Genomic DNA, 21,863 nt, shown 5'->3' with positions numbered 1-21,863 from the left:
GATTTGCAGCGAAATCTGACCCACTTTGCCCCATAATTTGCAAACGAATCTGACCCACGTTTAAGACACAATCCTGCTCATGACATTGAGCGGGGAATCGGAGTGATCGACGTGGCACTACTAGGCATTATTCGACGCTGGCACATTCGCGAGCATATCCCATTGAGAGAGATAGCCAGGCGGTTGGGCATCTCCAGAAATACCGTCCGGCGCTACCTGCGCTCGGAAACCATAGAGCCAGCCTACGCTGAGCGGCGCTCCACCCGCGCCATCGACAAATACGCGTTCCAGCTTTCAGCGCTCCTCAAGACCGAGGCTACCAAGTCGCGCAAACAGAGGCGCACGCTGAAACAGATCCATGAGGACCTAAAAGAATTGGGGTTCGAGGGGTATTACGACAGGGTCGCGGCGTTCGCGAGGACCTGGAGGGAGGGTCAATCTGAGAGGGTCAATCCGGCCAGCAAACGAACATCACGGTACTCCCGCCAATATTCAGGGTTTCTTTCGCGCCATGCCTGCTGCGCCCTTGCCTTATTTTCACGATGGTCTGGATCGGTATGCAGCTTACGGCGTTGCCATTCGCGCTTACGCTCGCGTTGGCATGTAGATGCTGAACAATATGATTGATTTGGAACCTGAGGACGCGCCTGAAAAAGCGCGCCACATGCAACGCAGCGCTTCTTCCCCATGAAGTTCTCCATGCAGAACTGATAGATGACATGATTGCATGAAAAAAACATGGCTGGCATGTCCAGCACGTAGCGCATTTCGGTATAAATTCAACAACTATAGAGTTAGCCTGACCTACCCCTGCTCATACCTGCGAAAGATAGGGTGTTACGTGGGTCGCGTACTATTTGAAAAACTATAGCTATCTGGCCCCAGATGATGTTGAGTTCAGGGAGTATGACGAAAAGGTAGGAGGCGTATTCGCATCGAGCGATAGCAGGAACAACAGCAAGATGTTCGATCAGCTGTCACAAGCACACATCAGCAGCTTTTTCGACTAGATGTGGGGTCGAAAATGTGATGGCAAGTAACTTGTTGATTAAGGTGGCGTTTTGTTGTGATCGCAGACTCATGCGCTTCAGAACCGCATGAACAGTGGCTCTTGACGAGGTGGAGGGGCTTGGGAAGCTTCTGCTCTACCATTGAGCTACACCCGCGAAGCCTGCATTTTACGCGGGATGGCGAGTACTTGGCAAATTTGTGGAGTGCCGCGCATGGCTGCGACGTCCTCTTCAGGACCTGGACCATATGGCAAACATGGATATCGTTTTCAACGATCAGGTCTTCGGGCTTCCGGTAGTTGGCCAGCATTCTGTCGGCTCCGCCTGAGCAGCTCGGGACCTGGCTTGCCCCGCTAGTTCAGCTTTACAAGGGCAATTGTTTCTCTTACATGTTTTATATCCTCAGTCCTGGCATAGCTTCAACGCATCCTGCCACTGCGGCAATCCGCAGAAGGTCTTCTTCAACCGTTCTGAAGACAGCACCGAATTGGCAGGCCGCCGTGCGGGTACCGGGTAGGCTTGCGCGAGTATTGGTCTGAGACGCGGCTTCTTGGCAATCGAGGCATGTGCCATGATCGCCTCAGTGAAGCCGAACCAGCTGGTTTGTCCTTGTGCCGTCAAGTGATATAAACCAGAGCGTTTGTCCCACCACGCTTGGCGGTTCGTGGCAACGACGCTTTGCGCCACGATATGCGCGGTGGTGTCGGCGATGGTGCGGCTCCAGGTCGGTGCACCGACCTGGTCGGAAACGATACTGAGCTCGTCGCGCTCCTGCGCCAGGCGGAGCATGGTCAGCAGAAAGTTCTTTCCATGCATGCTGTAGACCCAGCTGGTGCGCAGGATCAGATGCGGGATGCCGGCTGCCTGGATCGCCTGTTCGCCGGCCAGCTTGCTACTGCCGTACACATTGACAGGGCACGTCGGATCGGTCTCGACATAGGGACAGTTTTTCGATCCATCAAAGACATAATCAGTGCTGTAATGAATCATTGCAGCACCTAATTTTTTGGCTTCCTCGGCCATGACAGCCGGCGCCTCGCCATTGATGCGCATGGCCAACTCTGGCTCGCTTTCCGCCTTGTCGACGGCAGTGTAGGCGGCCGGGTTGACGATCAGCGTCGGCTTGACGCGGCGGATCATCTCGCGTACCTGGGTCAAATCGGCCAGATCCATCTGCCTGCGGTCGAGCGCTATGATTTCTCCCAGGCCTTGCAGGCTGCGTTCCAGTTCGTAGCCAACCTGGCCGGTTTTTCCTGTAATTAAGATACGGCTCATAATTGTTCCAGTGAATGCGGCACGGCTGTCTTGCCGTGCTCAGGCAAAGACGTCGGCATGGGCCAGCAACGTCGCGGCTTTGTCCTTGCCCGACAAGAGCGGTTCGCCGTCCAGCGGCCAGTCGATGCCGATTGCCGGATCATTCCACAAGATACTACGCTCAAATTCCGGCGCCCAGTAATCGGTGGTTTTGTACAAAAATTCAGCGTTGTCGCTGGTTACCAGGAAGCCGTGGGCGAAGCCTTCGGGAATCCATAGCTGGCGTTTGTTGGCAGCCGACAGCACCACGCCGACCCAGCGACCGAAGCTTGGCGAATTTTTACGCAGGTCGACGGTGACGTCGAATACTGCGCCGGCGGTGACGCGCACCAGTTTGCCTTGCGGCTGCTGGATCTGATAATGCAGGCCGCGCAACACCCCCTTGGCCGACTTGGAATGATTGTCTTGCACGAAAGAGCGCGTAACGCCGGTCAGTTCGGCAAAGCGCTTCTGGTTAAAGCTTTCATAGAAAAAGCCGCGGTCGTCACCGAATACCGTCGGTTCGAGTATCAATATGTCAGGTATGGCTGTGGTCTGGATTTGCATGGTATATCGGTATCGTATGAACTAGGTGGAAAGCGCGGCGCACCTCAGAATATTTTGTCGTCGAGCAAACGCAACAGATATTGACCGTAGGCGTTTTTCTTCAACGGCCGGGCTAGCTGCTCCAGTTTGGCGGCATCGATATATCCCTTGCGGTAAGCGATTTCCTCGGGGCAGGCAACTTTCAAGCCCTGGCGGTTTTCAATGGTAGCGATGAATTGGCCCGCTTCCAACAAGGACTCATGGGTGCCCGTATCAAGCCAGGCCATGCCGCGGCCCATCAATTCGACGTTCAATTGGCCGCGTTCCAGGTAGGCGCGGTTGACATCCGTGATTTCCAGCTCGCCACGCGCAGAAGGCACGATACTGGCGGCGATGTCGCAGACCTGGCTGTCGTAGAAATACAGGCCAGTGACGGCGTAGTTCGATTTTGGCTTGAGCGGCTTTTCCTCGATGCTGACGGCGTGACGTTGCGCGTCGAAATCGATCACGCCATAGCGTTGCGGATCGGTGACATGGTAAGCGAACACGGTCGAGCCGCTGGTGCGTGCCGAGGCTACGCGCAACTGCGTTTCAAAGTCATGGCCATAATAGATGTTGTCGCCCAGAATCAGGGCCGATGGCGCATTGCCGACAAATTCTTTGCCAATGATGAACGCCTGTGCCAGGCCATCCGGCGTGGGTTGCACGGCGTAGCTGAGTTTGATGCCCCACTGGCTGCCGTCACCCAGCAACTCCTGGAAGCGCGGCGTATCTTGTGGTGTGGAAATGATCAGGATGTCGCGTATGCCAGCCAGCATCAGCGTGGTCAGCGGATAGTAGATCATCGGCTTGTCATACACGGGCAGCAGCTGCTTCGACACGGCCATGGTGACAGGGTACAGGCGCGTGCCGGAACCGCCTGCGAGGATGATGCCCTTGCGTTCGATGGCGTTTCCCATTATTGCTGCTCCTCGGCTGTGTCGCGTGCCGCGTAATTTTTCTCTACCCACTTCAGGTAATCGCCCGACTGCACATCACGTACCCAGACCTGGTTGTCCATATACCACTGGACGGTCTTGCGGATGCCAGTGGCGAAGGTTTCGGCCGGCTTCCAGCCCAGTTCGCGCTCGATCTTGCGCGCGTCGATGGCATAGCGACGGTCGTGGCCTGGGCGATCCAGTACGTAGGTGATTTGTTCGCGATAGCTGCCGGACGCCTTGGGATCGAGCGTATCGAGGATGTCGCACAAGATATGCACGACTTCCAGATTGGCCATTTCATTCCAGCCGCCCACGTTGTAGACCTCGCCCAGGCGTCCCGCTTCCAGGACGCGGCGGATCGCCGCGCAATGGTCGCCCACGTACAGCCAGTCGCGCACTTGCATACCATCGCCATAGATAGGCAAGGCCTTGCCGGCACGGGCATTGCTGATGATGAGCGGAATCAGTTTTTCCGGGAAATGGAAGGAACCATAGTTGTTAGAGCAGTTGGTGGTAAGCACCGGCATGCCATAGGTATGGAAATACGCGCGCACCAGATGATCGGACGCCGCTTTCGATGCCGAATAGGGACTGTTGGGCGCATACGGCGTCGTTTCCGTAAATGGCGGGTCGTTCGGTCCCAGGGTGCCGTACACCTCGTCGGTCGAGACGTGCAGGAAACGGAAGCCGTCCCTGGCGTCGCCTGTCAGGCCAGACCAGTAAGCACGTGCGGCCTCGAGCAGGCTGAAAGTGCCGTTGACGTTGGTGGTAATGAATTCGCCGGGGCTATGGATCGAGCGATCGACATGGCTCTCTGCGGCAAAATGCACGATGGCACGGGGCTGGTGTTCGGCCAGCAGGCGGGAGACGTGGGCAGTATCGCAAATATCGCCGCGTACGAAGATATGCCGCGGGTCTTGCTCCAGACTGACCAGATTGCTGAGATTGCCAGCGTAGGTCAGTTTGTCAAAATTGATTACAGGCTCATCGTTGAGCGCCAGCCAGTCTCTTACAAAGTTGGAACCGATGAAGCCGGCGCCACCAGTCACTAAAATCATATTACTTTCCTTTGCTCACTTGAACGAATTCACAGGCGTTCCCGAGTGTGCAATCGTCGATGGACGACCTGACCGAACGTACTACTGCGACAGAATATTATGTGTTTGATATTTTTTTTGAATATTATGATACTCTCATTCGGGATTAATATGCGCAATCTTTCTTGAAGATGGCGTTAACCGTTTTCAGTAAAATAAAGACCCATTCTTGACATACCTGGCATCCTCAATGCCAGCGTGGCGCGCGACGATTTTAATGAGAGCGTGAATTAATCGGCCAGCGCTTCCAGGCGCTCGCGCACCTGGTTCAGATCCGTCTCGCGCATGCGCGCCGCCGTCTGGCGCAGGGATTTTTCCGCGCCGGCCACGCCGGCCGCCGCGGCCATCGACAGCCAGATATACGCTTGCTGCAAATCGAGCGGAGCGCCCTGGCCGCTGGCCGCCATCAAGCCCAGATTCATCTGCGCCCGCGCATGGCCCTGGCGCGCGGCCAGCGCATACCAGTCCCAGGCGGCGGCATAGTCCTGCGGCACGTCCTGGCCATTGTCGTGCCGCAGGCCCAGCGCGAACTGGGCCAGGCTGTGGCCCTGGGCGGCGGCGCGGCAGTAACAGGCGCAGGCTTGCTGGCTGTCGGGTGCAGGACCATCGTCGCGGTCGTGCAAGACGCCCTGCATGTATTGCGCCGGCGCGTAATCCTGCTCGGCGGCGCGGCGGTACCATTCCAGCGCCAGCGACAGATCCTGCGGCACACCCTGGCCATGTTCATAGCGCAGGCCCAGGTCGAACTGCGCGCGCACATGTCCCTGGTCGGCTGCCTTGCGGTACCAGAAGATGGCTTCCTGCGCATCGGCAGGCACGCCCTGTCCATGCTCATGCAGCAGTCCCAGCTGATACTGCGCGGCGGGGAAGCCCTGCTCGGCGGCCTGGCGGTAAAACGCTTGCGCCTGCGCGTAATCGTGGGCGCCATGTTCATGATGCAGGCCCAGATTGTGCTGGGCCGCCGCATGACCCAGTCCCGCCGCCTTGACATACCATTCCAGCGCCGCCTGTTTATCGCAAGGCACGCCCTGGCCATTGTCGTAGATCAGGCCCAGGTTGAACTGCGAACTGGCGTGGCCCTGCTCGGCCGCGCGCCGGTACCAGGCGATCGCCTGCCGGCTGTCCTGCGGCAGCACGTCGCCATTTTCATAGCGCAGCGCCAGGTTGAACTGGGCCGGCGCATAGCCCTGCTCGGCGGCCTTGCGCATCCAGGCCGTCGCCTGCTGGCGATCCTGGCGCACGCCCTGGCCATTGTCGTAGCGCAGACCCAGGTTGAACTGCGCACGCGCATAGCCCTGTTCGGCCGCCTTGCGGTACCAGGCGATGGCTTGCACGAAGTCTTGCGGCACGCCCTTGCCATTGTCATACATCATGCCCAGGTTGTTTTGCGCGCCCGCGTCGCCCTGCTCCGCCGCGCGGCTGAACCACAGCATGGCTTGCCCGCTATCTTGCGCGAGTCCCTGGCCCTTGGCATACAGCCAGCCCAGGTTGTACTGGGCCGCCGCGTAGCCCTGTTCGGCCGCCTGCTGGTACCAGTGCGCCGCCTGCGCAAAATCCTGCGACACGCCCTGGCCCTTCTGGCACATCACGCCCAGGTTGTATTGCGCATGCTCGAGTCCCTGCGCGGCAGCCAGGCCGTACCAGTACAGCGCCAGCGCATAGCTTTGTTCGATACCCTGGCCATTGAAATACATGAATCCCAGGCTGTGCTGGGCGTTCGCATTGCCTTTCTCGGCCAGTCCTTTCAGGCGCAGGTAATCAGCCGTGTAATGAGCAGCCGTGTAGCGGGGATCGGCAAGCGACACGGTCAAGCCTCGATGGTCAGCGTCGGGGACGGCGCGGGAGCGGCATCGGCGATCAGGCGGTTCTGCTCCTCCAGCACGCCGATAAAACTGCCCAGCGAAATGGGCCGGTGGTACAGATAGCCCTGCATCGTGGTGCAGCCCTTGTCCTGCAGGTAGCGCGCCTGCCCTTCCGTCTCCACACCCTCGGCGATCAGGTGCAGGCCCAGGCCGCGCGCAATCGAGATGATGGCCAGGATGACGGGATAGTGTCCGTGCTCGTCGTGGATTTCCTTCACAAACGACTGGTCGATCTTGATGGTGTGGATGGGGAAGCGGTGCAGGTACGACAGCGAGGAATAGCCGGTGCCGAAATCGTCGATGGCCACCGACACGCCCAACTGGCACAGCTTGTTCAACTGCTCGATCGCATACTGCGGGTTGCGGATGCAGATGTTTTCCGTGATCTCGACTTCGATCTTTTCCGGCGCGATGCCGTAGCGCGTCAGCGCGCCGCGCATCTTCTCGAAAAAGTCGCCCCGGTCCAGGTATTGCGGCGACAAATTGAGCGACAGGCGCATGGCTTCGCCGCCAGCCGCGTTCCACTGCACCAGGTCGCGGCACAGGGCACCCAGCATCCAGTCCGAGATCGGCAGCATCAAGCCGTTTTCCTCGGCGAACGGCAGGAATTCGCCGGCCGTCAGCAAACCCCGCTGCGGGTGGTTCCAGCGCATCAGGCCTTCGGCGCCAACGATGCGGCCCGTCATCACGTCCACCTGCGGCTGGTAATACATCTCCAGCTGATTCAGCTCCAGCGCCTTGCGCAGGCTCTGTTCGAGCGCGATCTTCTGGTGCGACACATCGAGCATGGACTCGTGATAGAAACTGTGGCCGTTCTTGCCCAGCGCCTTGACCTGGTACATGGCGATGTCGGCGTGGCGCAGCAGCTCGTCGATGGTCTCGCCGTCGCCCGGATAGATGGCGATGCCGATGGACGCTGAAATATGCACCTGGTTGCCATCGAGGTCGAACGGCTGGTGCAGGCATTCGAGGAATTTGTCGGCGATCAGGCGCGCATCCTGGCGGTCGCGCAGTTCCGGCAGCACGATGGTGAATTCATCACCGCCCTGGCGCGCCAGGGTATCGCCGCGGCGCAGGCAATCCTTCAGGCGCAACGCCACCTGCTGCAGCAGCTCGTCGCCCTTCACGTGCCCCAGGGTGTCGTTGACCAGCTTGAAACGATCGAGGTCGATGAACATCACGGCCAGTTCCGTCAACTTGCGCCGCGCCTGGATCACGGCCAGCCCCAGGCGGTCCTTGAACAGCATGCGGTTCGGCAGGTCCGTCAGGATGTCGTGATAGGCCTGGTAAGAGATGACTTCCTCGGCGCGCTTGCGGTCGGTGATGTCGCGCGCCACGCCGTAGGTGCCGAAGTACTCCTGCTTTTTCGCTTCCTGGTCGTGGCCGTGCATGCCGATCGAGTTGAGCGGAATCGTCATCAGGGTGTTGTTGAAGGTCCGGTCGCTGCCGCTGCCGCTATGGCACTTCAGGCGCAGTTCCACATTGCGCGAGGCGCGCTCGTCGAGGCGGCGCTCGTTGAAGGCATAGCGCGCCCGCTCCTGGTCTTCATCGTGTACGAGAATCGAGTAATGGCTGCCGATCAGCTCTTCGCGGCTAAAGCCCAGCAACTGGTGCACCCGGTCGTTGATGAAAGTGATGCGGCCTTCGTGGTTCAGCGTATAGATGATGTCGGGTGAGCTATCGACCAGGTAGCGGTACATCTTTTCCGAGTTTTCCAGCTGCAGCGCGATGCGCTCGTTCTCCAGCGCCAGCTGGCTCTTTTGCAGCGCGTTCTCCACCGTCTTGAGCAGCTCCTCGCGGCTGTAGGGCTTGCGCAGATAATCGTAGGCCCCGCGTTTGAGGGCGCCGATGGCCGCCTCGATGCCGACGTCGCCGCTCATGACGATCACGTCGCCCTCGATGCCGCGCCGGTTGATGTGGTCCATGATTTCATGGCCGCTCATGTCGGGCAGGCGCAAGTCGAGCAAGATCAGGTCGAAGCGCAGTTTCGACAACTGCGCCAGCGCCTCGCTGCCGCAGGTGGCCGTGTGCAGCTGGTAGCCGCGGTCCTTCAGCAATTCGTGGAGAGAGGCGAGCAGGCGGGGCTCGTCGTCGACCAGCAAAATGCGCGGGCTGTTTTCCAGGTCAAACGGAATGGCGGAGGAGTTCATGGACGTTACGAAGACATGGCGGTATTGCCGGGCGAGGGCAGCGCGGCTGCAGCGCTTGCCGGCAAGGGAATGGGCAGTAAAATTTCAAACGAGGTGCCGGACTTGCTGCTGCGGCAGCCAATCACGCCATGCAGGCGCGTGACCAGGTCATGCACGATGGACAAGCCCAGGCCGTGATGCGCGCCTGCCTTGCTGCTGCGCACTGGGGAAAACAGATTGGCCAGCACGTCCGGCGCCAGGCCTGCGCCATTATCGCTGACGCACAGCTCCAGGTACAGGCGGCGGTCGCGGTTCACGTGGCCACGGTTCGCCACTTCGATGCGCCCGCCATCAGGCAGGGCTTCGACGGCGTTTTTTAGCAGGTTGAGCAGGATTTGCTTGAGCATGTCGGCATCGGCCTCCACCTCGCATGGCGCGTCCTGCATGCGCGTGACCACCTCGATCTTCGGCGGCAGGAAGTCGGTGGCGCGGAACAGGCGCAGCACATCGTCGACCACGCGCGCGCAATCGGTCACGCCGCTGGCCGCCGCCGGCTGCAGATCGGCCAGGCCGCCGATCAGCTGGCCGACCCGGTCGATTTCCTCGTTCAGGATCGCCATTTCGCCCGACACCGGTTCCTGCTTCTCGAGCTTGTGATCGAGTACGCTCAGATAGTTCTTGATGATGGACAGCGGGTTATTCACTTCGTGCACGACGCGGCGCGACGCGGCGCGGTATTCCTCGGTCACGTGATCGAGCTGGAGCCGCGCCAGCCCGCGCGCGCTGATGGCCGTTTCCAGCGCCGTGGCGGCCTGGTTGGCATACGCGCGCAGGAAACCCTCGCGCTTCTGGCAAGCGGGAATCTGCCACGCCGCCACGCCGCCAATGAGCACGCCCAGGCTGCGCTGGCCCGACGCCAAGGGCACGCAGACCAGGCTGTCGGTACCGAGAATGCGGAACAGCTGCTCCTCGACGATGCCCAGCGCCGGCATGTCGCGTTTCAGGAACGCCAGCTGGCACTCCAGCGCCGAGGCGGCCAGGAGGCCGCCCTTGGCCAGCGGGATCGAGAAGCCGGCCAGGCGCTGCTGATGTTCGCCCGCCGCCACGCCGACGAGCGCATGGCCGGTGGGGTTTTGCAGCAGGATGACGGCGGTGTCGAAATCGAACAGAATGCGCGCCGAGCGCGTGATGGCTTCGAGCAGGCTGCTCTCGCCCTGCTGCCGGGCGAAGGTCTGGCCCACTTCGGACACCAGCACCATATTGCGCACTTCGTCGGACAGGCGCCGCTGCACCGGATCGACGGCTGGCGGCGCATAGGCGGGCGGCGTGGCGATATCGTCCGCGCCGGCCAGGTCGATGCCCAGGTGCTGCGCGGCCTGCTCCACCTGGCGCGCGACGCTGCCGGCCAGCTCGTCCAGTGTCTCGACGTCCAGCGCGCACAGGCTTGCCGCCTGCGTGATCGACTCCGCATCGTCGGCATGGCAGCACAGCAGGTGCGCCAGGCGCACGATGCGGATCAGGGGATGGCTCGCTTCCAGGCGCGCCAGCGGCTCATGGTGATACAGCACGCTGTCGGCCAGGAAGGAATCGAGATGCCAGCGCTCGATCAGCCAAGCGCCCGCTTCGGCATGCGTGATCTGCAAGGTACGCTGCTCCACCGCGCACAGGGCGGCATCGTCGCGCGCCGTGAAATTGAACGCGTATTCCTTCGGCGCCGTGGCCAGCAGGGCCAGGCGGCCCACGTTGTGCAGCAAGCCCGCCAGATATGCTTCCTCGACGTGCGGATAGGCCATGGCCTTGGCCAGCGCGCGCGCCATGACGGCGGCCGACAGCGAACTTTTCCAGAAGGCGCGCAAATCCGTGCTGCCGGAATGGGGAAAGCTGTTGAAGGTCTGGAAGACGGATTCGCTGATGACCAGGGTCTTGATCATGTCCGTGCCCAGCGACACGAGCGACTGTTCCAGGCTGACGACTTTGCTCTGCCGATGGTAGGCCGAGCTGCTGGCCACGCCGAGGATCTTGCTGGTCATGCCCGCATCCTTGGCGATCAGCGCGGCCAGCTCCGGCATGCCGGCATCGTCGGCCTGCAGGTGGGCGATCAGTTTGAGGAGGATCTGCGGCATGGCCGGCAGGCGGGCAATCAGCAGGCGATTGCGAATATCTTGATCAGATTGATGCATCGTATCAGGCATTGCCGGTTTGAAAAGGAAGAGCGCTCAGCAGCGAAGCGCGGCCACGTTCAGAGGAATCCTCCACTCCTGTAACCCAAAAAATGTCGCCTGAGAGGATGCCGGGAAAAGCAGTCATCTTATCATAAGCGCCGGATATTACTTGCAATATAGAAAATTAAGTTGAAATAAATCCAGCGTTCTGCCATGGAAACTTATGCCTTGAAGGAACCCAGCAAACGGTGGCGGAAGCGCCGCGATATCAGCCACAGCGCCAGCGCCAGGCCCGTAAACGCCAGCTGGCCCGACGCCAGCCACAGCACGGAACCGGACAGCAGCGGCGAGATCACGCCGGCCACCACGGCACCCAGCAGGGTGCTGGCAAACGACTGGCACGAGGCCACCGTGCCGCGGATGTGCGGGAACAGGTCGAGCGCCAGCAGGGTCGCGCCCGGGCCCACCAGCGACATGCCGAAGGTATAGAAGAACAGGGGCAGCACCGACCAGGGCAAGGATGGCGGCAGGAACAGGTGATACACGACATTGACGCTGGCGGCGCACAGCAGGAAGGCAAAGCCGATGCCGATCTGGCGCGCGAACGTGACCTTGCCGGCGATGCGGTTGGCCGCCGCGGCGCCCATGAAGATGCCGCTCACGCAGGGAATGAACAGCCAGGCGAATTGCGATGGCCCCAGGCCCAGCTGCTTGGGCAGCATTTCCGGCGCGGCCGTGATGAACAGGAACAGGCCCGCGAAATTGAGGGCGACGATGCCGGCCTTGATGTGGAACAGCGGCGAGCGCAGGATCTGGCCATAGCTCGACGCCAGGAAGCGGGGATTGAAGGGCTGGCGCTTTTCCATCGGCAGGGTTTCGGGCAGGCGCCAGTAGCAGAACGCCAGCAGCACCACCGTGTAGAAGGCGAGGAACAGGAAGATCGAGCGCCAGTCGAACCAGATGACGATCCAGCCGCCCAGAATCGGCGCCACGGCCGGCGCGATGGAAAAGATCATCGTCACCAGCGACAGCAGCCGCGCCGCCGCCGCATCGGCATACAGGTCGCGGATGATGGCACGGCTGATCACCACGCCGGCGCCGGCCGAGACGCCCTGCATGATGCGGAAGAACCACAGGTAGTGCACCGTGTGCGCCGAGGCGCAGCCGAGCGAACCGATGGCAAACATCAGCAGCGACACGAGAATGACGTTGCGCCTGCCGAAGGTATCCGAGATCGCGCCATGCCACAGCACCATGCCGGCAAAGGCCAGCATGTAGAACGTCAGCGACTGCTGCACTTCCAGCGGCGACGCCTGCAGCGAACCCTGGATCGCGCCAAACGCGGGCAGATAGGTGTCGATCGACAGGGGGCCCAGCATCGACAGCCCCGCCAGCATCATCGCCAGCGCACCGCGGCTCAGCGGCGCCATGTGGCTCGGTGTTGGAGGCGGAACGGGCGTGACCGGGTCGGGCGGCACATCGGCCGGAGGGGTGGGAAACATGGCGGATCCAAAGTGGCGCGCGGACCGGTTGCGGTCCGCGCAAGGTACTGCGTTACTACAAACGTCTACAGACTCCAAAATAGCTGATAAAACCGTCGCGAGCGGAAGGGAGAGGTGGCCGAGAAGCGCAGCCGTACACTAGTACGGCGAGCATCACAGGCCGCCTATCCCGACGCGCAGCAGGTTTGATCAGTTATTTTTTGGCTTGGCTTCTTCGCGGCGATTGTAGCCGGCCACCATATCAAAGCGGAACAAACGGCATTCCAGCGCACCGTTGAAGAATGGCGTCTTGCGCGCTTCCTTCAGACGCAGCAGCTTGGGCAGGCCCAGGTCGGCCGTGAACAGGAACACGGTCCAGCCGGCGAAACGCTGCTTCAGGGTCGTGCCCATGGCCGAATAGAACGACGTCGACAGTTCATCTTCCGGGATGGTGCTGTCGCCGCGCACGCCGATACGCTCGCCGTACGGCGGGTTGGTCAGCATGATGCCCGGCACGTCGCTCGGCGGCTTGACTTCCTGCGCCTCGATCTGTTTCAGGGGCACGTCGAAGCGCACGCCGGCGCAACGCAGGTTATGGCGCGTCATGGCGACCATGTCGCCCGAAATGTCGCTGCCGAAAATGGTCGGTTCGGCCGGCAGCGGATTGACCTTGATGGCGTTTTTCATGGCATTCCACGGCGCCGGATCGAAGTCGTGGAAGTTTTCAAACGCGAACTGGCGCGATGCGCCCGGCGGAATCCCTTGCAGCATCTGCGCCGCTTCGGCCAGGATGGTGCCGGAACCGCACATCGGGTCGAACAACACCATGCCAGGCTTCCAGCCCGACACGCGCAGCAGGCCGGCGGCCAGATTTTCGCGCAGCGGCGCGTCGCCCGTCTCTTCGCGCCAGCCGCGCTTGAACAAGGCTTCGCCCGAAGTGTCGAGATAGACGGTGAAGGTATGCGCGTCGAGGAAGCCGACGATGCGCATGTCCGGCGTCTTGGTGTTGACCGATGGACGCTCGTTGAACTGGTCGCGGAAGCGGTCGCAGATCGCATCCTTGATTTTCAATGTCGTGAATTCCAGGCTGCGCAGCGGCGATTTCACGGCCGTGACGTCAACACGGATCGTGTGGTGCACGCCGAACCAGTCTTCCCAGGATTGCGCCAGGGTCAGGTCGTAAATATCGTTTTCCGTCTTGTAGCCGGAATGGGCCATGCGCATCAGCACGCGCGAAGCGATGCGCGAATGCAGGTTGATGCGGTAGGAATCGAGCAGGTCGCCGGAGCAATGGACGCCGCCCGGCACCTGGTTGTGCACCTTCATGGTCGCACTATCCTGGGCGATCTCGCCCAGTTCCTCGGCCAGCGCCGCTTCCATGCCGCGCGGGCATGGGCAAAAATATGAAGCCATGGTGTACCTTTTATCCGTTGAAAAACAATTAACTAAAAATTTCAAAACTTGTCGGATTACGCGCGCAGCGCCAATCCGACCTACATCCAATATCTTGCGCAGGTCGGCGCAGGTTGGCGTAGGTCGGCTTAGCCCGCCAGGGCGTAAGCCGACATAAGCCGACATGCCGCACACTGCGCCTGTCGGATTACGCGCGGCTTTGCCACGCTAATCCGACCTACCGCTCTCTAAAAAACTACTTCTCCAGCGCGCGCTCGACAAAATCGAGGCGGTCCTGCCCCCAGAACCCTTCGCCATCGACGATGTACCACGGCGAGCCGAACACGCTGGCGGCCGTGGCCGCTTCCGTATTGGCGTCATATTCCGCCTGCACACTGGCCGTCTCCGACGTTTTCAGCAACTGGCGGCCGTCGAAACCGGCGTCAAACGCGATCTGCACCAGGGTTTCCTCGTCGCCGATGTTGCGCTCCTCAGCCCACAGGCCGCGCATGATGGCGTGCGCCAGCTTCAGCGACACTTCCACGCCGTGCGCCAGGCGCGTGGCGATGATCAGCTTGGCCGACGCTTCCGGCGACACGGGGAAGAACTTCGGCTGCAGGGTCAATGGCACCTGCAAAAAGGCCGACCAGCGCGCCAGTTCCGCCAGGCGGTACGCCTGGCGCTGCGGTGCGCGCTTGGCCAGCGGCAGGCCGCCCGAGACGCTGAAGACCTTGCCCAGGTCAAAGGGACGCACGTCGATCTGTGCGCCCGTCTTCGCGGCGATGGCCATCAGGCGCGCATGCCCCAGGTAGGTCCATGGCGAGTGGGGCGCAAAAAAATACTGCACGACTTTGCTCTGGCTTGCACTCATTTCGACTCCCTTAGAAAGGCTTGACCACGACCAGCACGACGACGGCCAGCAGCATCACCACCGGCACTTCATTAAACCAGCGGAACCAGGTATGGCTGCGCTTGTTGAGGCCTTTTTCGAACTTGCGCAGGATGGAACCGCAGGCGTGGTGATAGCCGAGCAGCAGCACCACGAAGGTCAGTTTGGCGTGCATCCAGCCCGGCATCTTCATGCCGCTTTGGCTCCCGCCATACAGCATCCACATCAACGCCAGCCCCAGCACCATCGCCGGCAGCGCCAGCAGGGACATGAAGCGGTACAACTTGCGCGCCATCAGCAGCAGGCGCTCGGTGGCCACCGTTTCCGTCTCCATCGCCAGGTTCACGAAGATGCGCGGCAAATAAAACAGGCCGGCGAACCAGGAAATGACGAAGATGATGTGGAAGGCTTTGGTCCAGAGAAAGAGCATGGGGTTCCCAGTGTCGGAGGTGGAGAGAAACAAGAGCACGGGCCGCCTTGTGGGCCACCCGCGAATGAGACTATTTGCGTACTTCGCCGTGGCCGAAGACCACGTACTTGAGCGAGGTCAGGCCTTCCAGGCCCACCGGACCGCGCGCGTGCAGCTTATCGTTCGAGATGCCGATCTCGGCGCCCAGGCCGTATTCGAAGCCGTCGGCGAAACGCGTCGAGGCGTTCACCATCACCGAGGCGGAATCGACTTCGCGCAGGAAGCGCAGCGCATCGCTGTAGTCTTCCGTGATGATGGACTCCGTGTGCTTCGACGAATACCGGTTGATGTGGTCCATCGCTTCGTCGATGCCGTCCACCACCTTCACCGACAGGATGGCGGCCAGGTATTCGGTGGACCAGTCTTCCTCGGTGGCCGCTGCCAGGTGCGGATAAGCGGCGGCGGCCAGGATCGCATGGCTTTCCGGATCGGCGCGCAGTTCCACCTGTTTGGTCAGGTACAGTTCGGCCAGCTGCGGCAGCACGGTCGGTGCGATGGTGCGCGCCACCAGCAGGGTTTCCATGGTGTTGCAGGTGCCGTAGCGGTGGCACTTCGCGTTGAAGCCGATATCGATCGCCTTCCGGATATCGGCCTTGGCGTCGATGTAGACGTGGCAGATGCCGTCGAGGTGCTTGATCATCGGCACGGTGGCCTCTTCCATCAGGCGCGCGATCAGGCCCTTGCCGCCGCGCGGCACGATGACGTCCACGTACTGCGGCATGGTGATCAAAGCGCCGACGGCGGCGCGGTCGGTGGTGTCGATCACTTGCACGGCATCGGCAGGCAGGCCGGCACCCAGCAAGCCCTCGGCCACCAGCTTGGCCAGCGCGCGGTTGCAGTGAATCGCTTCCGAGCCGCCGCGCAAGATCGTCGCGTTGCCGCTCTTGATGCACAGGCCGGCCGCGTCCACCGTCACGTTCGGACGCGCTTCATAGATGATGCCGATGACGCCCAGCGGCACGCGCATCTGGCCCACCTGGATGCCCGTCGGACGGAATTTCATGTTCGAGATTTCGCCGATCGGGTCGGCCAGCGACACGATTTGCGTCAAGCCTTCGACCATAGTGGCGATGGCGGCGTCGGACAGGGTCAGGCGGTCGAGCATGGCCGGCGCCAGGCCGGCGGCGGCCGCCGCATCGAGGTCGCGCTGGTTGGCCGCGCGCAGCAGATCGGCATCGCGCACGATGGCGGCGGCGATCAGGCTCAAGGCGCGGTTGCGCGTGGCGCTGTCGGCACGCGCCATGGCGCGCGAAGCGGCGCGCGCGCGCGTGCCCACGTCCTGCATATATTCTGTGATGTCCATGCTCGTATCCATATAGTAAAAAACTAGCCTCGGGCGATCTTCAGTCCCAGTTGCAGCATGGCGTCCCAGGCATCGCCCGCGTAGCCCTTGGCGCGCAAACCCTTGATCATCTTGTCCACCTGCGCCGCCTGCTGCAGCGCCGCTTCCAGCACGGGCAGCGAAATGCGCCGCAGGGCCGGTTCCATCATCCGCTCGCGCGGACCCCAGATGCGGTATTCCTTCAGCAGCGCGCCCAATGGACGCCCTTGCGCCATGCCGGCCTTCAATTTTAACAGCGTGCGGATTTCCTCGGAGACGGCCCACAAGACCAGCGGCAGCGCCTCGCCCTCGCCTTTCAAGCCTTCGAGCATGCGCACCAGGCGCGCCGGATCGCCGGCCAGCATGGCTTCGGACAGCTTGAAGACATCGTAGCGGGCCACGTTCAGCACCGCGTCCTGCACTTGTTCGTACGTCAGCTTGCCCGCGGCATGCAGCAAGCCCAGTTTCTGGATTTCCTGGTGCGCCGCGAGCAAGTTACCTTCCACCCGTTCGGCGATGAAGTCGATGCTGGCACGCTCGGCGCTTTGCCCCTGCGCGGCCAGGCGCTGCGATATCCACGCCGGCAACTGTGCCCGTTCCACATTCGGAATGTCGATATACACGGCCGCCTGCTGCAGACTGGCGACCCAGGCCGCCTTTTGCGTGGCCCAATCCAGCTTGGGCAAGGTGATCAGGGTCAGGTTGTCGGGACTGAGGTTTTTCGCGTAGCTTTGCAGCGCCGCGCCGCCATCCTTGCCCGGCTTGCCCGTGGGGATGCGCAGTTCGATCAGTTTTTTATCGCCGAACAGCGACAGCTCCTGGTTCGCCGCCAGCAGTTCACCCCACTTGAAGCTGCGCTCCACCGTCAGCACGTCGCGCTCGGAGTAGCCCTGCGCGCGCGCCGCGCGGCGGATCTTGTCGGCCGCTTCCAGCGCCAGCAAGTGTTCGTCGCTGGTGATCACATACAGCTGCGCCAGCGGCTTGGCCACATGCCCATCGAGCGCATCTATCCGCAATTGCATGGCGTCCCCGTTACTGCTGCGGGGCGGCCGGCGCGGCCGGCGTCACTGGCGCCACCGACATGGCCGGCAGGACCGGCTTGATGGCGGCCAGGCGGCGCATGATCTGCTGCACCAGGTCGTTGCGCATGTCGCGGTACAGCGCCGCTTCCTCGGTTTCCTTGGCCAGTACCTGCCTGTCGTCGAAGGTGATGGGGCGCACCAGGCTGATGGTCGTCGGCGCCAGCAACTGGTTGCCGGCTTTGTCCACCACGCGGAAATTGATCGAATAGCCGAGCTGATACTCTTGTACGCGGCCGCTGGTGTTCAGGGACAAAATGGTCTTGGTACGATTCATCTCCGGATCGGAGATCACTTCAAGGACGGCGTCGGCGCCATCCCTGGTATTGACCACCTCCGTGCTGCCAATGGCGCGGATATAGCGCTTCAGGCCGATCGCCAGCGGCGACGAGTCGGGCAAGCCGATGTACATCGTCGCGAACGGCAGCATGAAACTGCCGTTCGAACCGCGCAAGTGAAAGCCGCAGGCCGACAGCAGGACGGTCAGGCCCAACGCCAGCACGGCGCGGCGGCCCAACAGCGATACTTGAGAGGAAGTCGTCATGATTACACCACGATGCTGATTAACTTGCCTGGCACGACGATGATCTTCTTCGGCGTGGTCTCGACGTACTTCTGCACACTTTCGCACGCCAGCGCGGCCGCTTCGATGCTGGCCTTGTCCGCATCCTTGGCCACCGTGATCGAGCCGCGCAGCTTGCCGTTCACCTGGATCATCATCTCGATCTCGGACTGCTCCAGCGCTTGCGGGTCGACCTGCGGCCATGCCACGTTCAGCAGATCGCCGTGCACGCCAGCGTAGCCGAGTTCCTGCCACAGCACATGGGTGATGTGCGGCGCGACGGGATTGAGCAGGCGCAGGAAGATCGAGAAGCCTTCGGCGATCAGCGCCTTCGACTGCGCGCTATCGTCCAGCTTGGCCGATTCCAGCGTGTTGAGCATCTTCATGCAGGCCGACACCACGGTGTTGTACTGGATGCGCTTCAAGTCGTAATCGGCTTGCTGCAGCAGCTTGTGCAATTCGCGGCGCAGGTTTTTCTGCGCGTCGCCCGTGGCCGGTGCGGCGCCGCCAGCCAGTGCTGCCTGGATCGTTGCCGACTGGGCATAGCCGAAGTTCCACACGCGGCGCAGGAAGCGGTTCGCGCCTTCGACACCGCTGCCCGACCATTCCAGGGTCTGTTCCGGCGGCGAGGCGAACATGGTGAACAGACGGGCCGTGTCGGCGCCGTACTGCTCGATCTGCGCTTGCGGGTCGATGCCGTTGTTCTTCGACTTCGACATTTTTTCCGTGCCGCCGATTTCCACGGGCTGGCCGTCGGCCACCAGGACGGCGGACTGCGGACGGCCCTTGTCGTCGAGCGACAAGCGCACGTCGTCCGGGTTGAACCAGGTGGTCTTGCCGGCGGCGTCCTTGCGGAAGTACGTTTCGTTGAGCACCATGCCTTGCGTCAGCAGGTTGACGAACGGCTCGTCGAACTTGACCAGGCCGAAGTCGCGCATGATCTTGGTCCAGAAGCGCGCGTACAGCAAGTGCATGACGGCGTGTTCGATGCCGCCGATGTACTGATCCATCGGCATCCAGTAATCGTTGCGCGCATCGACCATGGCGTCGTCCGAGCCTGGCGAGGTATAGCGCATGTAGTACCACGACGAATCGACGAAGGTATCCATGGTGTCCGTCTCGCGGCGCGCCGGCTTGCCGCACTGCGGGCAGTCGCACTGCAGGAAGGCTTCATATTTGTTCAGCGGGTTGCCCGTGCCGTCCGGCACGCAGTCTTCCGGCAGCACCACCGGCAGGTCTTTTTCCGGCACCGGCACCACGCCGCAATCGGCGCAATGGATCATCGGAATCGGCGTGCCCCAGTAGCGCTGGCGCGAAATGCCCCAGTCGCGCAGGCGGAACGTGGTTTTCTTTTCGCCCAGGCCCAGCTCCGCCAGGTCGGCGGCCACCGCATCGACGGCGGACGCGAAATGCAGGCCGTCGTATTTGCCGGAGGCGATGCACACGCCATCCTTGCTGCCATACGATTCCTGCCAGGCGTCCGTCGAAAATTCCTGGCCCTTGACTTCGATCACTTGCTTGATCGGCAGATTGTATTTCTTGGCAAAGCCGAAATCGCGTTCGTCGTGCGCCGGCACGCCCATCACGGCGCCGTCGCCGTAGGTGATCAGCACGTAGTTGCCGACCCAGACTTCCACTTGCGCGCCCGTCAGCGGATGGGTGACGAACAGGCCGGTCGGCATGCCCTTCTTTTCCATCGTTGCCATGTCTGCCTCGATCACGGAACCGAGCTTGCATTCGGCGTTGAACGCGGCCAGAGCAGGATTCGTTTGCGCGGCGTGGATGGCCAGCGGGTGTTCGGCGGCCACGGCGCAGAAGGTCACGCCCATGACGGTGTCCGGACGGGTAGTAAAGACGTACAGCTTGCCGTCGCCGATCAGGGCGCCGTTCGCGTCCTTGATCTCATGCGGGAAGGCGAAGCGCACGCCCGTCGACTTGCCGATCCAGTTGGTCTGCATGGTGCGCACGCGCTCGGGCCAGCCCGGCAGCTTGTCATCGACATAGGCCAGCAGCTCTTCCGCGTAATCGGTGATGCGCGCGTAGTACATGGGGATTTCGCGTTTTTCGATCAGCGCGCCGGAACGCCAGCCCTTGCCGTCGACCACTTGTTCGTTGGCCAGCACGGTCTGGTCGATCGGGTCCCAGTTCACGGTACCCGTCTTCTTGTAGATGATGCCTTTTTCCAGCATCTTGAGGAACATCCACTGGTTCCATTTATAGTATTCGGGCTTGCAGGCGGTCATTTCGCGCGACCAGTCGATGGCCAGGCCCATCGATTCCATCTGCTGCTTCATGTGAGCGATGTTCGAATACGTCCATTGCGCGGGCGGCACGTTGTTGGCCATGGCCGCGTTTTCCGCCGGCATGCCGAACGCATCCCAGCCCATCGGCATGAGCACGTTGTAGCCATTCATGCGCAGGTAGCGGTACATCACGTCATTGATCGTATAGTTGCGCACGTGACCCATGTGCAGCTTGCCCGAAGGGTAAGGCAGCATCGAGCAGGCAAAATACTTGCCTTTTGGGAAACGCGGGTCGTGTTCGACGGCTTTATAGGCGTCGATCGCCTTCCAGTGCGATTGGGCGGCTTGTTCGACGTCGGCGGGACTATATTTATCTTGCATGATGTGCGGCCAATAGTGGATATGAACCGAGCATTATACTGGTTGTCGCCGCCCGATAGCGCGGCGCGCTGGCGGCCCGGGCCGGCAAATTTTGGCAAGCGCACAATTATGCTGTGTAATATATGCGCAATCTTGTTCTTTGCATCAAAGCCGGCCATGATCGTCTATCAGGAATATCTGCCCCTCCCCGCCCTGCGGCCCTGGCTGGACTGCGTCTGGACCTGCCGCGTGCAGACGGGCGCCACGCCCTTCACGCACCAGGTCTTGCCCGACAATTGCATCGATATTCTGTGCCAGGACCAGCAGGACGCCAGCTTTGCCGTCGGCATGATGACGGCGCCGATTGCCGTCGTCAGCCAGGGTCTGGTGCAGACGGTGGCGGCCCGCTTCAAGCCGGGCGCGGCGGCACGCTTCTTCCAGCTGCCCTTGTGCGAACTGAGCGATGGCCGCACGGGACTGCAGCAGCTGTGGGGCCGCGAGCTGGCGGCGCGCCTCGGCGACGCGCTATGGTGCGAGCCCTTGAGCAATGCACAAAGGGTTTCTATTTTGCAAGAATATCTGCTGCTGCGCCTGCGCGCCGCGCCGCCACGGCGCCAGGCCGGCGCGGCCGAACATGCCATCGCGGCCATTGAGGCGGCATCGGGGCAGGTGCGCGTGGATGGACTGGCGCAGCAGCTGGGCGTGTCGCGCCAGCACCTGGCGCTGCAATTTCGCCAGCAAGTGGGCATCAGCCCGAAGCTGTTTGCCCGCATCTGCCGTTTCCGCGCCGCCAGCCAGGCCATGCAAAGCGTGGCGGGACAGCAGGACTGGGCGCAGGTGGCCTTGCAATATGGTTATTTCGACCAGTCGCACCTGATCCACGACTTCCAGGAATTCGCCCGCAGCTCGCCCGACGCGTGGTTGGCGGGCCGGCGCGCGTGAGCACCTTCCATTTTTCCAATCGCGCGGAAGGTGCCGGTGGCATGAT

Annotated in this window: 17 protein-coding genes and 1 pseudogene; 2 read left to right on the top strand and 16 right to left on the bottom strand. The window is 61.7% G+C overall.

Annotated elements, in window-relative coordinates; translation table 11 throughout:
* Positions 1–102 precede the first annotated feature (102 nt).
* Positions 103–447, top strand: a pseudogene (locus CSQ95_RS07445) (helix-turn-helix domain-containing protein); the annotation flags it as partial.
* On the opposite strand, the gene CSQ95_RS29630 reads toward CSQ95_RS07445, so the two are convergent.
* From CSQ95_RS29630 to leuS, 16 genes are all read right to left on the bottom strand, one after another.
* Positions 435–767, bottom strand: a complete 333-nt coding sequence (locus CSQ95_RS29630) for a hypothetical protein (protein ID WP_180278986.1) — start codon at positions 765–767, stop codon at positions 435–437. The pseudogene CSQ95_RS07445 and the gene CSQ95_RS29630 overlap by 13 nt on opposite strands.
* A 645-nt stretch (positions 768–1,412) precedes the next feature.
* Positions 1,413–2,285: a dTDP-4-dehydrorhamnose reductase gene (gene rfbD, locus CSQ95_RS07440; protein ID WP_099409029.1), complete on the bottom strand. Its 873-nt coding sequence runs from the start codon at positions 2,283–2,285 to the stop codon at positions 1,413–1,415.
* A gap of 39 nt (positions 2,286–2,324) precedes the next feature.
* A complete protein-coding gene (gene rfbC, locus CSQ95_RS07435) occupies positions 2,325–2,870 on the bottom strand; it encodes a dTDP-4-dehydrorhamnose 3,5-epimerase (RefSeq protein WP_070220504.1) in 546 nt (181 codons plus the stop codon).
* A gap of 44 nt (positions 2,871–2,914) precedes the next feature.
* Entirely contained in the window at positions 2,915–3,808 is an 894-nt protein-coding gene (rfbA, locus tag CSQ95_RS07430) for a glucose-1-phosphate thymidylyltransferase RfbA (RefSeq protein WP_070220506.1), read from the bottom strand.
* Positions 3,808–4,887, bottom strand: a complete 1,080-nt coding sequence (rfbB, locus tag CSQ95_RS07425; RefSeq protein WP_099409028.1) for a dTDP-glucose 4,6-dehydratase — start codon at positions 4,885–4,887, stop codon at positions 3,808–3,810. The genes rfbA and rfbB overlap by 1 nt, the downstream gene beginning before the upstream one ends.
* Positions 4,888–5,156: 269 nt before the next feature.
* Positions 5,157–6,731, bottom strand: coding sequence for an SEL1-like repeat protein (locus tag CSQ95_RS07420; protein ID WP_257217979.1), 1,575 nt, complete (start codon positions 6,729–6,731; stop codon positions 5,157–5,159).
* Positions 6,732–6,733: 2 nt separating this feature from the next.
* Positions 6,734–8,938, bottom strand: coding sequence for an EAL domain-containing protein (locus tag CSQ95_RS07415; protein WP_099409026.1), 2,205 nt, complete (start codon positions 8,936–8,938; stop codon positions 6,734–6,736).
* 5 nt (positions 8,939–8,943) lie between these two features.
* Positions 8,944–11,097, bottom strand: coding sequence for an HDOD domain-containing protein (locus CSQ95_RS07410; RefSeq protein WP_257217978.1), 2,154 nt, complete (start codon positions 11,095–11,097; stop codon positions 8,944–8,946).
* Between the two features lie 203 nt (positions 11,098–11,300).
* Positions 11,301–12,581, bottom strand: a complete 1,281-nt coding sequence (locus CSQ95_RS07405) for a multidrug effflux MFS transporter (RefSeq protein ID WP_200880291.1) — start codon at positions 12,579–12,581, stop codon at positions 11,301–11,303.
* A 189-nt stretch (positions 12,582–12,770) separates the two neighbouring features.
* The gene (locus CSQ95_RS07400; RefSeq protein ID WP_373631582.1) at positions 12,771–13,973 is read right to left on the bottom strand and encodes a class I SAM-dependent RNA methyltransferase; all 1,203 of its coding nucleotides are present in this window, start codon (positions 13,971–13,973) and stop codon (positions 12,771–12,773) included.
* 235 nt (positions 13,974–14,208) lie between these two features.
* On the bottom strand, positions 14,209–14,823 hold the full coding sequence (locus CSQ95_RS07395) for a 2-hydroxychromene-2-carboxylate isomerase (protein WP_099409024.1): 615 nt from the start codon (positions 14,821–14,823) through the stop codon (positions 14,209–14,211).
* Positions 14,824–14,833: 10 nt separating this feature from the next.
* Positions 14,834–15,271: a CopD family protein gene (locus CSQ95_RS07390; RefSeq protein WP_099409023.1), complete on the bottom strand. Its 438-nt coding sequence runs from the start codon at positions 15,269–15,271 to the stop codon at positions 14,834–14,836.
* 70 nt (positions 15,272–15,341) lie between these two features.
* Positions 15,342–16,613: a glutamate-5-semialdehyde dehydrogenase gene (locus CSQ95_RS07385; protein ID WP_099409180.1), complete on the bottom strand. Its 1,272-nt coding sequence runs from the start codon at positions 16,611–16,613 to the stop codon at positions 15,342–15,344.
* A 23-nt stretch (positions 16,614–16,636) separates the two neighbouring features.
* On the bottom strand, positions 16,637–17,653 hold the full coding sequence (gene holA, locus CSQ95_RS07380) for a DNA polymerase III subunit delta (protein ID WP_058048018.1): 1,017 nt from the start codon (positions 17,651–17,653) through the stop codon (positions 16,637–16,639).
* A 10-nt stretch (positions 17,654–17,663) separates the two neighbouring features.
* On the bottom strand, positions 17,664–18,254 hold the full coding sequence (gene lptE, locus CSQ95_RS07375; RefSeq protein ID WP_070220522.1) for an LPS assembly lipoprotein LptE: 591 nt from the start codon (positions 18,252–18,254) through the stop codon (positions 17,664–17,666).
* Between the two features lie 2 nt (positions 18,255–18,256).
* Entirely contained in the window at positions 18,257–20,896 is a 2,640-nt protein-coding gene (gene leuS, locus CSQ95_RS07370) for a leucine--tRNA ligase (RefSeq protein ID WP_099409022.1), read from the bottom strand.
* A 132-nt stretch (positions 20,897–21,028) separates the two neighbouring features.
* Here leuS and CSQ95_RS07365 point away from each other — a divergent pair, with 132 nt between their 5' ends.
* Positions 21,029–21,817, top strand: a complete 789-nt coding sequence (locus CSQ95_RS07365; RefSeq protein ID WP_257217977.1) for a DUF6597 domain-containing transcriptional factor — start codon at positions 21,029–21,031, stop codon at positions 21,815–21,817.
* The last annotated feature ends 46 nt before the right edge of the window (positions 21,818–21,863 follow it).

The organism is Janthinobacterium sp. BJB304 (assembly GCF_002735765.1).
Lineage (GTDB): Bacteria > Pseudomonadota > Gammaproteobacteria > Burkholderiales > Burkholderiaceae_D > Janthinobacterium.
Note: the sequence above shows the minus strand (reverse complement) of the source record. Positions and strands in the feature narration are given on the sequence as shown.

What these genes read in the sequence shown, in the direction of transcription:
- CSQ95_RS29630 (WP_180278986.1), bottom strand. Translation starts at nt 767, where the DNA reads ATGCGCTACGTGCTGGACATGCCAGCCATGTTTTTTTCATGCAATCAT.
- rfbD (WP_099409029.1), bottom strand. Translation starts at nt 2,285, where the DNA reads ATGAGCCGTATCTTAATTACAGGAAAAACCGGCCAGGTTGGCTACGAA.
- rfbC (WP_070220504.1), bottom strand. Translation starts at nt 2,870, where the DNA reads ATGCAAATCCAGACCACAGCCATACCTGACATATTGATACTCGAACCG.
- rfbA (WP_070220506.1), bottom strand. Translation starts at nt 3,808, where the DNA reads ATGGGAAACGCCATCGAACGCAAGGGCATCATCCTCGCAGGCGGTTCC.
- rfbB (WP_099409028.1), bottom strand. Translation starts at nt 4,887, where the DNA reads ATGATTTTAGTGACTGGTGGCGCCGGCTTCATCGGTTCCAACTTTGTA.
- CSQ95_RS07415 (WP_099409026.1), bottom strand. Translation starts at nt 8,938, where the DNA reads ATGAACTCCTCCGCCATTCCGTTTGACCTGGAAAACAGCCCGCGCATT.
- CSQ95_RS07410 (WP_257217978.1), bottom strand. Translation starts at nt 11,097, where the DNA reads ATGCATCAATCTGATCAAGATATTCGCAATCGCCTGCTGATTGCCCGC.
- CSQ95_RS07405 (WP_200880291.1), bottom strand. Translation starts at nt 12,581, where the DNA reads ATGTTTCCCACCCCTCCGGCCGATGTGCCGCCCGACCCGGTCACGCCC.
- CSQ95_RS07400 (WP_373631582.1), bottom strand. Translation starts at nt 13,973, where the DNA reads ATGGCTTCATATTTTTGCCCATGCCCGCGCGGCATGGAAGCGGCGCTG.
- CSQ95_RS07395 (WP_099409024.1), bottom strand. Translation starts at nt 14,823, where the DNA reads ATGAGTGCAAGCCAGAGCAAAGTCGTGCAGTATTTTTTTGCGCCCCAC.
- CSQ95_RS07390 (WP_099409023.1), bottom strand. Translation starts at nt 15,271, where the DNA reads ATGCTCTTTCTCTGGACCAAAGCCTTCCACATCATCTTCGTCATTTCC.
- CSQ95_RS07385 (WP_099409180.1), bottom strand. Translation starts at nt 16,613, where the DNA reads ATGGACATCACAGAATATATGCAGGACGTGGGCACGCGCGCGCGCGCC.
- holA (WP_058048018.1), bottom strand. Translation starts at nt 17,653, where the DNA reads ATGCAATTGCGGATAGATGCGCTCGATGGGCATGTGGCCAAGCCGCTG.
- lptE (WP_070220522.1), bottom strand. Translation starts at nt 18,254, where the DNA reads ATGACGACTTCCTCTCAAGTATCGCTGTTGGGCCGCCGCGCCGTGCTG.
- leuS (WP_099409022.1), bottom strand. Translation starts at nt 20,896, where the DNA reads ATGCAAGATAAATATAGTCCCGCCGACGTCGAACAAGCCGCCCAATCG.